The organism is Paenibacillus cellulosilyticus (assembly GCF_003182255.1).
GTDB classification, from domain to species: Bacteria; Bacillota; Bacilli; order Paenibacillales; family Paenibacillaceae; genus Paenibacillus_T; species Paenibacillus_T cellulosilyticus.
Window position 1 is genome coordinate 77,357 of sequence record NZ_QGTQ01000004.1, and the last position, 12,771, is coordinate 90,127.

At 52.0% G+C, this 12,771-nt stretch carries 11 protein-coding genes; all 11 read right to left on the reverse strand.

What is annotated here, in order from left to right:
• Nucleotides 1-114: 114 nt before the first annotated feature.
• Nucleotides 115-648 (reverse strand): cell wall elongation regulator TseB-like domain-containing protein, encoded by a 534-nt coding sequence (locus tag DFQ01_RS07850; RefSeq protein ID WP_146216843.1) that lies wholly within the window; start codon nucleotides 646-648, stop codon nucleotides 115-117.
• A 3-nt stretch (nucleotides 649-651) separates the two neighbouring features.
• Complete coding sequence (locus DFQ01_RS07855; protein WP_110043351.1) at nucleotides 652-1,944, reverse strand: amidohydrolase; 1,293 nt, start codon at nucleotides 1,942-1,944, stop codon at nucleotides 652-654.
• Nucleotides 1,937-2,584, reverse strand: coding sequence for a redox-sensing transcriptional repressor Rex (locus tag DFQ01_RS07860; RefSeq protein WP_110043352.1), 648 nt, complete (start codon nucleotides 2,582-2,584; stop codon nucleotides 1,937-1,939). The genes DFQ01_RS07855 and DFQ01_RS07860 overlap by 8 nt, the downstream gene beginning before the upstream one ends.
• Complete coding sequence (gene dinG, locus DFQ01_RS07865) at nucleotides 2,581-5,457, reverse strand: ATP-dependent DNA helicase DinG (protein ID WP_110043353.1); 2,877 nt, start codon at nucleotides 5,455-5,457, stop codon at nucleotides 2,581-2,583. The genes DFQ01_RS07860 and dinG overlap by 4 nt, the downstream gene beginning before the upstream one ends.
• Nucleotides 5,458-5,485: 28 nt before the next feature.
• Nucleotides 5,486-6,244, reverse strand: coding sequence for a tetratricopeptide repeat protein (locus DFQ01_RS07870; RefSeq protein WP_110043354.1), 759 nt, complete (start codon nucleotides 6,242-6,244; stop codon nucleotides 5,486-5,488).
• Between the two features lie 229 nt (nucleotides 6,245-6,473).
• The gene (gene panD, locus DFQ01_RS07875) at nucleotides 6,474-6,857 is read right to left on the reverse strand and encodes an aspartate 1-decarboxylase (protein WP_110043355.1); all 384 of its coding nucleotides are present in this window, start codon (nucleotides 6,855-6,857) and stop codon (nucleotides 6,474-6,476) included.
• Nucleotides 6,850-7,740 (reverse strand): pantoate--beta-alanine ligase, encoded by an 891-nt coding sequence (gene panC, locus DFQ01_RS07880; protein WP_110043571.1) that lies wholly within the window; start codon nucleotides 7,738-7,740, stop codon nucleotides 6,850-6,852. Before panC ends, panD begins: the two co-directional genes overlap by 8 nt.
• Complete coding sequence (gene panB / locus DFQ01_RS07885; RefSeq protein ID WP_110043356.1) at nucleotides 7,740-8,639, reverse strand: 3-methyl-2-oxobutanoate hydroxymethyltransferase; 900 nt, start codon at nucleotides 8,637-8,639, stop codon at nucleotides 7,740-7,742. Before panB ends, panC begins: the two co-directional genes overlap by 1 nt.
• A 443-nt stretch (nucleotides 8,640-9,082) precedes the next feature.
• Nucleotides 9,083-10,060 carry a biotin--[acetyl-CoA-carboxylase] ligase gene (locus DFQ01_RS07890; RefSeq protein ID WP_110043357.1) on the reverse strand — a complete coding sequence of 326 codons (978 nt, stop codon included), beginning with the start codon at nucleotides 10,058-10,060 and terminating at the stop codon, nucleotides 9,083-9,085.
• Nucleotides 10,041-11,573, reverse strand: coding sequence for a CCA tRNA nucleotidyltransferase (locus tag DFQ01_RS07895; protein WP_110043358.1), 1,533 nt, complete (start codon nucleotides 11,571-11,573; stop codon nucleotides 10,041-10,043). Before DFQ01_RS07895 ends, DFQ01_RS07890 begins: the two co-directional genes overlap by 20 nt.
• A 9-nt stretch (nucleotides 11,574-11,582) precedes the next feature.
• Nucleotides 11,583-12,746, reverse strand: coding sequence for an N-acetyl-alpha-D-glucosaminyl L-malate synthase BshA (bshA, locus tag DFQ01_RS07900; RefSeq protein ID WP_110043359.1), 1,164 nt, complete (start codon nucleotides 12,744-12,746; stop codon nucleotides 11,583-11,585).
• Nucleotides 12,747-12,771 lie beyond the last annotated feature (25 nt).

A 12,771-nucleotide genomic window follows, 5' to 3' on the forward strand; every position in this document is an offset into this window, starting at 1 on the left:
ATTGCTATATTCAGAGTATATCACAGTTGATATACGAATGAGCGGTGTAATAAAAGGAAACGCCGCCAGGCGAATGCCGGGCGGCGTTTAACATTGCTTATATGAAGATGTAGGCTACTGCGCCAAATGCTCAGCAGGCAGCTTCAATGTATTAATGAATGTGCCATTCTCGAAGTTGTAGAAATCATAGCTGTACTTTTGTTCGCCGCCTTCGCTGCGACTGTAGAACACTTCCCACACCCGTTGGCCACTCACAATGCCTGGACGAATATGTTTGATATGTGCGTCCGGCTTATTCTGGAGAAACGTGTCATGAATCTGCTGTTTGCTTACGGCATCAGCGGCACGGACCGTTTCCGTACCATTCTCACGAAGCCAAACATATTGCTCTTGTCCGTCTTCCGTCTTACCTTCAACAACCCATACCGATTCATCCCACACATACTTTTCCGTGCTATCAACCTCGGTTAACGCGGCTGCTTCTATTGCTTGCTGCTTCGCCTTTGCTTCGTCCGACCAGATGCCTTTGAAGATCGTGTTGTACCACATGCCTAGCCCTGCGATGACCGCAAGCAGAATGACGAGCGAAAGCGCCGTCCACCGCTTCGGATTCATAAAGGGAGCACGTTTCTTCCTCGTTGCCCGCATCGATTACAGCAGCCTTTCAAATGCAGCTTGCGCTTCCCGATAAATCCGCTCTTCGTCCAGCGTCAAGCATTCGCCGTTACGAACGGTCTGCTTGCCATCGATCCATACGTGAACGACGTCACTGCCAGAGCCTGCGTACACGAGATGCGAGATGATATCCGTTAGTGGGAAGAAATGCGGCTTATTCAGATCAAGCGCAATAAAGTCCGCCTTCTTGCCCGCTTCTATACTGCCGATAGACGATTCCTGCCAGATTGCGCGTGCACCATAGATCGTACCAAGCTTCAACGCCTCGATTGCAGGTACAGCGGTTGGATCACCGGATACACCTTTATGAATCAGACCTGCGAGTCGGATCTCATCAAACGTGCTGAGGTTGTTGTTGCTTGCCGCGCCGTCCGTACCGAGCGATACCGTAACACCTGCACGAAGAAGATCAGGTACGCGTGCAACACCGCTCGCCAGCTTCAGGTTGCTTGCGGCATTGTGTGAAATCGCAACTTTACGTTCTGCCAGCAAAGCGATTTCTTCATCATTAAGATGAACGGCATGCGCAAGCAGTGTCGGACGTCCGAATACGCCAAGCTTATCCAAATGTTCAACAGGACGAGCGCCGTAATCGCGCACGTTCTGTTCAACCTCCGCTGCCGTTTCCGACATGTGTGTATGAATCGGAACGTTCAGGTCATGCGACGCTTGAACGAAACGTTCGATGAATGCAGGCCCGCATGTATAAGGTGCATGCGGCGACAGCATCGTACGGATGCGTCCATCGGCTTTGCCTTCCCAGTCGCGTACAAAATTGCAGGATTCAGCGAATTTCGCATCGAGCTCTTCAGGCGAGCCGAAGCCGATAACGCCGCGTGCGAGTACGCCGCGAAGACCGGACTGCTCCACAACGCCAGCAATAATATGAGTACGATCATACATATCAACGAATGCCGTCGTACCTGTCTTCAGCATTTCAAGCTGAGCAAGGGCTGAGCCCCAATGAGCCGAATTATCGTCAAATTTCGCTTCAAGCGGCCAAATTTTATCCTGCAGCCATGTTTGCAGCACCATATCGTCCGCGAAACCACGCAGCAGCGTCATCGGCGTATGGCCGTGTGTATTAATCAGACCTGGCATGAAGACGAGTCCTTGGCCATTCACAATCTCCGCACCTTCGGAAACTTGAGGCTCTTGCTCCCCTATGTATGCGATGCGGTCATCAATGACATGGAGAAATCCACGAACAACTGGCTGTGCATCGTTCATTGTGACGAACAAGCCGTTTTTAATCAGCAATTCACTCATCGCGTTCTAACCTCTCTTTTTCAATATAATAAGCCAAGCTTAACAGCTCCGTTGTAAAATTCGCATGATGGATACGAACATCCTCCGGCACTTTCAGAATAGCCGGTGCGAAGTTTAGAATGCCGTCAATGCCGGATGCGACCAGCTCATTCGCTACGTTCTGTGCTTCACTTGCCGGAACTGTAATAATGCCTATTCGAATGTGCTGATCCTGGATGGCCGACCGCAGCGCGTCCATCGGTTGAACGGTAAGACCATTAATCTTGGTACCGATCTTAGATGGACTTGCGTCGAATACAGCTGTAATCTGAACATTATCCTTCAAGTACGTATTATAATTGCAAAGCGCATGTCCAAGATTACCTGCACCGATTAGCGCCGCATAATGCGTCGTATCGAGATTTAGAATTTGCCGAATCTTCTCGATCAAATAATTGACGTCGTAACCAATGCCCTTGCGCCCGAATTCGCCAAAATAAGCGAGATCCTTGCGGATTTGCGCCGGATTCAAGTCCAACTTCTGACCGAGCTCCTGCGAGGACACGGTCTGCACCTCGCGGATGCTCAGCTCATTCAGCACCTGCAAATAGATCGGAAGCCGTCTGACGACCGCCTCCGATATTTTCAATTGCTGTTTCATGACTGCACCCCTTCCTGCTCGGTTCCCAGCCATTGCTGCATACGCGGAACAATTTGCTCCGTGTGCATATGCTCAATCTTTGGACCAGGTAACGAGTACAGAAAATATTTGCCGTAGTACGTTTCTAACACGCGCGTATCATAGATGAGTACAATGCCGCGATCCTTCGCTGACCGAACAAGCCGGCCGAAGCCCTGCTTGAAGCGAATAACAGCCTGCGGAATCGACAGCTTCATGAATGGGTTCTGCTTCTGTGCCAGCAGCATCTCCGACTTTGCCTCCACGAGCGGGTGGTTAGGCGGTTGGAACGGCAGACGCACGATGGCTAGACAAGTTAATGCATCTCCCGGTATATCGACACCTTCCCAGAAGCTGCTCGTACCAAGCAGTACTGAAGCGCTTTGCTGCCGGAATCGGCGTGTCAGCTTGCTTCGATTGCTGCTGTCGATGCCTTGTCCGAGCACTTGAATCTGGTGCTGCTCAAGCGCTTCCTTCAGCGGATCGTATACTTGCCGCAGCATCCGATAAGAGGTGAACAACACCAGCATGCGACCACCCAGCAGTACCGCAGAATCTGCTAACGACTTCACCAACAAGCTTACAAAGTTCTGGTCGCTGCCAGCGCCTTTCAACTGCGGGAAGTTGCGTGGGATGATGACAAGTGCCTGCTCTCGGTAGTTGAATGGTGACGGCAGTTGAACGGTTGTCAGCTTTCCCGCTTCCTCTAAGCCTTCCAAGCCTAGCTGCTCACTTGCATATTGGAACGATTTCTGCACCGATAAAGTTGCCGAAGTCAGAATGACGCTTTTCTTCGCCTCGAACAAATGCGTACGCAGCTGCTCGCTAACATCGGCCGGCACTGCGTTGAGCTGCAGCGATTTGGCCTTAAATTGCGCAGTCGCTTCCATCCAGTATACCGTATCTCGCTTATCGGCGCGAACGAACTCTCGCATATCGTCACGAATTCGAGCCAAATCTTTGACTGCACCGTTCAGGTCCGTGACCATGTTGACGATCGGTGTATCATCGATTTTCTCCTTGATATCATTGAGCGTCTTCTCCAGCGTTCGAACGGCTTTGTTCAGATCGGCAAAGACGTTGCTCTCTGTATCCGTAATCGACTTCCATCCGGTCGGATGCTCATTCGGACGAATCCGGAACACGGATTGTCCATTCTCCGTCTGCGTCGCTGGCGCACCGCCTGTCATTCCCATCAGCGTATACATCAGCTCGAACATTTTGTCCCAGTCTTCACGAATGCTTGTAAACGATTTGCCCAGTTCATCCAGTGTCTCGATCCATGCCGGAACATTCGACTCTGATTCCCCATGCAGCAGCGCGATCAATTGACTTAGCAGGCCGCCGCCACGACTGTCCTTCACCAATCGATTAAACGGATGTACGAATGAAAAATAAGATAATTGCAGCCCAAGGTGCTTGCTTGCCACTTCCTCCAGGTGATGGGCCTCGTCAACAACGAGATGCTCATAGCCCGGCAGCAGTCGATGCTCTGCTTGAATATCCGTAAATACAAGCGAATGGTTCGTAATGATGACGTCCGCGATATTGGCTTCATGCTTCGCTCTATGATAGAAACAGCGTCTGAACCAAGGACATGCACGGTTAAGGCAGGAATCCGCATCGCTTGCGACCGTTTCCCAGAACTCCCCGCCTTTGTTGCCGAAATTCAGCTCCTCCTGATCACCTGTACCCGTTTCACCGAGCCAAATAATCATCTGCGCAGCGGTCATTAAGTCTTCATTAGGCGATACGTATTCCCGCATACGAAGTTTCGTATCAAATTTGCGCAGACAGATGTAGTTGCCACGACCTTTGAAGATCGCCGCTCGGAACGGGAAAGGGGCAACCTCATGCAGCAGCGGGATGTCACGTTGACGCAGCTGTTCTTGCAAATTGATGGTATGCGTGCTGACAACCATTTTTTTATTTTCTTTTACACCATAATATAACGATGGAAGCAAGTAGCCGAGCGACTTGCCTGTTCCTGTGCCTGCTTCGATGAGCAAATGACGTTCATTATCAAGCGCCTTGTGCACTTCATCAAACATGATCGATTGCGCTTCACGTTCTTCATAGTCCGGCATTAAAGCCCGGAATCGATCGCGGACACCATCCATATACTCTTCGAACGTCATTGTGCTAATGGCTTCTTCGTCCATGTCTTCACGAGCCGGCTGAAGCTCCGCCCAATCGGACGCCTTCATGGCCAGTTGATTGAAGTAAACATGGGATTGCAGATCAAGCGACGTCTCGCGTTCCTTCTCTTTAAGCATAGATTGAATGAGCCAGCTAAGATCATCATAGCCGTTAAACAGCTCACCAAGCCGCTGCAGACTGAGCAGCGGGAGTTCTCGCAGCTTATGCATGCAAGCTGCGAACAGAAGCGAAGTGGCTTCGGCGTCGCTGTCGGCTTGATGGGCACGCTCATGCGTAATACCAAACGCCTCCGATACAGCGCCGAGCTGATACGACGGCAGCGTCGGATACAGCATGCGCAGCAAATCCACTGTATCAAGCCTGCGTCCTGTAAACGGGCTGTAGCCGCACCGATCGAGCTCACGGTTCAAGAAGTGGGCGTCGAACCCGACATTATGAGCCACAAGGATTGCGTCTCCGAGCAGCTTAACGACGTCTGGCAGTACATCCTCTAGAACAGGGGCGCCTTCCACCATCTCATCCGTGATGCCCGTTAGCCCTGTAATGAACGGAGGTATCGCTTTATCTGGTCGCACGAAGGAGCTGAACGTATCTGCTACGTTCAGCTCCTCGTTTAGCACGACGATGCCGATTTGAATAATCTGATCGTCAGCTTGATGGCCTGTCGTTTCCAAATCGAGTATGGCAAATCTCATCCGAGTTCCAAGTCCTCTCCTAACTCTCCTAACGAATCAGCTCTGCGCTTCCGAATCGAAGCGATAAAGAACCATTTCGTTCCTTGCAGCATTTTAAATTAATCAATGAATCAGCAAAGCTTGGATCAGCGTCATGCGCTTTTAGAAAATATTGCTCTGCAAGCTCCAAATTCATATGCACCGCTTGAATGCACCCGAGAGCATTATAACCGATTGCGCGCCATTTGGCATGGTCCGTGAGTGATATTAGAATTTGGAAATGCTTCTCCGCATCAACCCAGCGCTGCATATGCATAAGGGTCATTGCCATAAACAGACGAGCGAGCTGACAATCAGGCGATAAGTTGATCGCTTTATGAAGCTCATCTTCCGCATGGCCAAACATGTGAAGCTTGAAGTAGCCTTGTCCTTTTGAGATAAAAAAAGCGGTATCGGACGGAAAATTCCATTCTTCCTGCTCCTTGGCGGCTTCAGCAGGTACTGACATCTGCTTGTCAGCGGCCTGCTCCGCTTGCGAAGCTTGAAGCTCCTTGGAAGCTGCTGCAGAAGCCGCATATGGCGGCGACTGCTGTGACACCTTCTGGGCTGGCTGCATCTTCAAATCATCATAAAAGTCAGCCAGCTTCTCTTCGAATAACAGCCAGTGCTCAACGATCGAATCACTCATCGCCTTCAGCACTTCAAGCTGCTTGTTCAGGTGGTCGCGCTTATCACCAGTAACGCGCGGATACAGCTGCTTAATTTCGTCCAACTTGTCGTTCATCGTCGCGAACAGATGCGCAAACATAACGGCACCCGCCTTTACGTAAGAATGAGTGTAGAACGATGCCGGTCGATGTGAAATGGATAAGGACAACTTGTTTGACCGGTCTTTAAACTCATTCTTTGTCGCGGAGGCTTGTTTCATACGGCAACCCAGCCTTTACACAGTGCTGGTATCAAGGTGAACGTTCGTCGCCGTTATTGGGACGAATAAATGAAGACGTATATGACTTCGAGCTAAAAGTGCGATTGCATTACAGGATTACGGAGTGAATCTCTTGCTCCAACGATTGGAGCTTCTCATTATTCTCGTCAAGAATGACGATTGTTGGCTTGTAAGTGCGTGCTTCCTCATCCGTCATCATAGCATAAGAAATAATAATGACTTTATCCCCAGGCTGAACCAACCGGGCAGCCGCACCGTTCAAGCAAATAACACCAGAGCCTCTCGGCCCTTTAATGACATAAGTTTCCAGGCGCGCGCCATTGTTATTATTTACAATCTGCACCTTCTCGTTCTCCCACAGGTTACCAGCATCCATCAAATCTTCGTCGATCGTAATGCTGCCGACGTAGTTCAAATTGGCTTCCGTCACTGTAGCGCGGTGCAGCTTCGATTTCATCATCGTTCTAAACATCGATTGTCACCTCCGAAAAGCTCAAAATCCGATTATCGATCAAACGCGTGCGTCCGAATTTCACGGCCACCGCTAACAACAGTTCGCCTGGTGTTTCTAAGAGCAATTGATTAGGCGCAAGCGGCGTCAGATTCGGATAAGCAAGCAGTTCGACATAGTCGATATCCGCAAGTTGTGATTCACGAATGTGGTTAGATACTTCGTCAATCAGACCTTGCACCGTCTTTCCGGCTGTCTCGCCGATACTTTTCGCCTTTGCGAGTGACTGCGACAGGACAAGCGCCTGCGAGCGCTCCTCAGCGCTCAAGTACACATTCCGTGAGCTGAGGGCCAAACCGTCTGGCTCTCGCACGATATCGCATGGAACGATTTTGATCGGCATATCCAGATCATCGGTCATTCGGCGAATAACGGCAACCTGCTGCGCGTCCTTCATACCGAAGTAGGCACGTTGAGGTTGAACCAGATTGAACAGCTTGCTTACAACTACCCCTACGCCGTCAAAATGACCCGGGCGCGAAGCGCCGCACAGTCGGTCCGTCACAACGTCAACCGTAATGCTCGTCAGCGGCTTCGTCGGGTACATCTCTTCCACTGTTGGCAGGAACGCGATATCTGCTCCGCTAGCTTCAGCCAGTGCAAGGTCACGCTGCTCATCGCGCGGATAGCGATCGAAATCTTCGTTTGGACCAAATTGAAGTGGATTTACAAAAATACTGAGAACGGTCAAATCGCACTCCGCTACTGAACGACGGATTAGACTTGCATGTCCTTCATGCAAATATCCCATTGTCGGAACAAAGCCTGTCGTTAGACCTGGCTTTTGTTTTCTCTTATTTTCCAGCGCTTCACGCAGCTGTTGTTTCGTACGGCAAATCATAATCATGTCGTCTGCTTCCTCTCTTGCTCCGTCGGCTCGTCTCCCTGACTGCTGCCCGATCCGTATAAGTTTGGAATTACAATGGTGCCCGGCTCCAGCTGAAACGTATGCTTCTCCTCAGGAAACGCGCCAGTTTTCACATCCGACACATAAGCGCCGATCGCGTTGCGGATCGTCGTGCCGATATCCGCGTATGTCTTCACGAAGCGCTTCTCGCGATACGGTGATGAGTATTGCAATATATCATGATAAACAAGCACTTGGCCGTCGCAGCCTCGTCCAGCGCCAATTCCGATCGTCGGAATGGACAGCTCCTTGCTGATCGCTTCCGCAATCGGCTCTGTTACGAGCTCTAGGACGATCGCGAACGCGCCAGCTTCCTCGAGCGCCTTAGCATCACGAAGCAGCTGAGCGGCCTCTTGCTCTAATTTACCTTGAATTTTATAACCGCCAATTTGATTAATGGATTGTGGTGTCAGACCCAAATGTCCCATAACAGGAACACCTGCGTGAACAAGAGCCTGAACCTCATCGGCAATGTCAGCGCCGCCTTCCAACTTCACGGCATTCGCCAACCCTTCCTGCAGCAGTCTCGCTGCATTACGAAGTGTTGCTTCCCGTCCAATCCGGTACGTCATGAATGGCATATCTGCAACGACGAACGTATTAGGTGCGCCTCTGCGTACCGAACGAGTATGGTATACCATGTCGTCCAGCGTCACTGGAATGGTCGTATCGTAGCCGAGTACGGCGTTGCCAAGTGAGTCGCCAACCAGAATGACGTCGATTCCCGCTTCCTCTGCCAATTTGGACGACGGATAGTCGTACGCGGTCAGTACGGAAATCGGATTGCGATCGTGCTTCATTTTCTTCATCTTCGTGATCGTTAACGGTTGCGCCATGATTCGCTTCATCCCCTTTAAAGTATAGGATAAACACAAAAAAACCTTTTAGCCGCGCTAAAAAGGTCCCTAACGATAAAGGAACGTGTTGCTCAATGCTTCCTTCTGTCTCGGTCCCTAACGGCTCAGAGCAGAGTGCGCAGTTGCCTATCTGGCAAATCTAAACGAAACTCCGTGCATGGTCGCAAGTGCAATTCCAAGCGGATACCGCCTTGCGTACCACGATTATAGCAAATAATTAGGATGGCGTAAATTTAGGCTGCAAGATTTAGGCCATCCTAATACTCCACATAACAATTTAAATAAGTTTCCGAGTTCACAGGAAAAGAACAAATTCTTATTGGCGATAAAACCTACCTCACGCTTACGAAGCTGCTTTGCTAAGCAAAGCTGTAGGTCGAACATCCCCGAAAGCATCGATAAAGGTTTTCTCATTGAATCATTTATTGCTGCTTCGGTTGACCCATCTCGCCTGAGAATACGAGTCTTACCTCACCGCTGTCTAGTTCGAGCTTTATCGCACCTGTGTCATGAAGCCCGATTGCGCGGCCAGCTAGTTCTCCTTGCGGCGTCTGAATCGTAACCGGCGTATGCAGTGACACCGATAGCGCTTCCCACAGCGTACCAATCGGACCAAAGCCTTCCTTCAGGTACAAGTCATACAGCTGCTCCCATTCAAGCATAAAGTCAGCGATAACAACCTCACGTGAGAATTTACGGCCAGCTTGGATGGACAGCGATGTAGCACGTGCAAGAAGCTCCTCTGGATAGTCTGACGGATCCAAGTTCACACTGATGCCCGTTCCAGCAACGATATATTTAATGCGCTCGTCCTCTGCCGAGGATTCGAGCAGAATGCCGCTAATTTTGCGGCCGTCGATAAGCAGGTCGTTCGGCCACTTGATGCCGATCTCGAGCTCAGTCGACTTGCGCAGGCTGCGGCACAACGCAACAGCCGTAAGAAGCGTCAGCTGCGGGGCAAAATGGATCGGGGTGCTTGGCCGCAGAACGAGGCTCATCCAGATGCCTTTCGTATAAGGCGATACCCATGAACGTCCCATCCGGCCGCGGCCGCTCATCTGCTGTTCGGCAATGACAAGTGCACCTTCCGGCGCGCCCGCTTCTGCCCATCGCTGCGCTTCGTTTTGCGTGGAATCCACTTCATTCAGCAGCCGCACCTCACGTGCGAACCGTTGTGTCTTAAGCAATCCGTCCAGCTTCTCTAGCGATAGCGGCTCTGGTTTGAATAGGAGCCGGTATCCAAGCTTGCGCGATGCCTCGATGACATAGCCCTGCTCTTCCAGCTTGCGGATTTGCTTCCAGACCGCAGTCCTGCTGACATTAAGCGTTCGGCTAATTGCTTCACCCGACACATATTGTCCTTGCTCCTGATCGAGCAGCTCAAGAATGGTGTTCGCCATTGTTCATCCGTTCCTCTTCCATAGATTGCGCAAGCGCAAGCAGTGCTTCACGCTCGTTTGGCACTTCCCTTAATGCAGCAGCTCGCAGCAGCGCGTTCAACAGCTCGCCTGTACGCGGTCCTGGTTTCAAGCCAAGGCTTGTCCCGAGCTCGCCGCCGTTTACCGACAGTTGGCGTATGGTTGTACAAGGCATAGCGGCCAGCTCGTGAGCCAGCCACACGATAGTGCCGAGTGAGAGCGGCATGCCGCCAAGCTCGCCGTGCGCGTCTTGGTAGACGCGTGCAATGCGCAGCCATGCCTCGGCTGCTTCTGTGCCGAGGCGGAGGACCGCGTCGACCCAGCGGGCGCGGTGCGTAGTTGTGAGCGACTGCGATGCACAGAGCGCAGGAGACTGCTTCTGCTCTGATTCAAGAGCGGTAGACTGCTTCTGCCCTGACTCAAGAGTGGTAGACTGCTGCTGCCCTGATTCAAGTGCGGTAGACTGCTGCTGCGATGCAGCCTGCTGCTGCGATGCTGTAGATGGCATCGCGGACGCTGAGGCGGCTAGCGGAGCCGCCGCCTCGTGCATAAGGACGACCGACCGGATCGCCGCTGTGCGGCGAATCGGGAAGCGCAGGCGCGAAAGCGTCTCCTCGGCGTCGTCCGGCGACAGCCGGAGCGCCAGGAAGACGGCCGCCCAGCGGTCGTCCTTGTCCGGCAGCCGCGTCAGCGCTGCCGTGAGCGGCGGAACGCCGCAATCCCGGCCTTCGCCCTGCGCTACGCGCAGCGCAGGGCGAAGGCCGCTGCCGCCAGCCGCCTGAGCGAAGCTAGGCGGCAGCGGCTCTTTGGTGCGCGGCAGCAGCCCGCTTGCCGCAAGCCAGGAGGCGGCGCGGTGCGGGCCAGCGCCGCCGATCATTTTGTCCAGCTCGGTGCTAATCCGCTCCATCGCTACATGCTGCAATAAATCCCGATTGCGCCGGATCGCTCGCCATGCACTCACTGCAATGGAGTAGCCGAACGTTGAAGCGAAACGAATCGCTCGCACCATGCGCAGCGCATCCTCACGGAAGCGTTCATCAGCTACGCCTACGCAGCGAATAACGCCCTCACGGATGTCATCCATTCCCCCATACAAGTCTACTAACGACCCATCGCTCCGAATCGCCATCGCGTTCATCGTGAAATCACGTCGAAGCAAATCGCCTTCGAGATCAGGGATAAAGGATACACCAGAAGGACGGCGATGATCATCATACGCCGCCTCGCTCCGATATGTAGTTACTTCATAGCTTCGTTTATTAAGAAGTACGGTAACGGTGCCATGTGCAAGTCCTGTAGGCACTGTACGCTCGAAGATCTCCATTACTGTCTCCGGCAGAGCCGAAGTGGCAATGTCGATATCGGTCAACGGCCTGCCAACAACCACATCTCGAACGCATCCGCCGACGAATACAGCCTCATACCCGTTCTGACGAAGTGTCTCCAGCACCGGCAGCGCCTGTTCCATCTCCGCGTTTCGGTACAGTTCCATCATTGCTTGCTCCTATTCCGAGCAGACCGGCATCGGAATGTCCGCTTCTATACCAAGCGTCCGATAGTAAATCTGTTCATAGTGCGCCGTAATCAAATCGTTGCAGAACTCGAGGCGTGCCCGCTGAATGCAAGCCTCTCGGAATTGGCGGAACATGTCTGGATCAGAGAGCAGCTTGATCGCGTTCGTCGCCATCGATTCTGTATCGCCAATCGGCGACAGGAAACCCGTTTGTCCGTGCGTCACCAGCTCTGGAATGCCGCCAGCGATCGAACCGATCGTAGGCACGCCACAAGCCATCGCTTCAAGCGCGACGAGGCCGAAGCTCTCCTTCTCCGAAGGAAGCAGCATCAGATCGGCAATCGAAATAATTTGGGCGACATCATCCTGCTTGCCAAGGAAATGAACCCTATTCTCCAAACCAAGCTTATTAATCTGACATTGCGCCTTCGTCAGCTCTGGTCCCTCACCGACCAGCAGCAGCTTCGCAGGCATCGCTTTCGCCACACGAGCAAATACGTCAATCACGTCGCTGATCCGTTTCACCGGACGGAAGTTCGATATATGCATAAGCAGCTTCTCGCCATTTGGCGCATAATCCGCTTTGAGCGATTGGCATTCACGCGGATAATAAACACGTTTGTCCACAAAATTATAGGTCAGATCGATCTCTCTCGTAATATCGAGCAGTTCGCGCGTTTCCTTGATCAAGTCTGCCGAAACCGCTGTTACGCTATCACTGCTGTTAATCGCCAGGCGAATCAGATCCTTCAACGACTCATCCTGCGCAAGGACCGTTATATCCGTACCATGCAGCGTTGTCACGGTCTTCAGCTGATTGCCAACCATTTGCTTCGCAAGATATGCACAGATCGCATGCGGTACAGCGTAGTGTACGTGCAGCAGATCAAGCTCCTGCATTTGCACCACCTGTGCCATTTTGCTTGCAAGTGCAAGATCATATGGGGGATAACGGAATACGTAATAATCGTTAACTTCAACTTCATGATAGAAAATATTTTTATGAAATTTGCCAAGCCGAAACGGTACGCTGTGTGTTATAAAATGGATCTCATGTCCTTTTTCCGCCAGCAGTTTTCCGAGCTCGGTCGCCACGACACCTGAGCCGCCTAGCGACGGGTAACACGTGATGCCGATTTTTAATTTCCTCGTCACGGTTCGCAACTCCTCGGATTGCAAA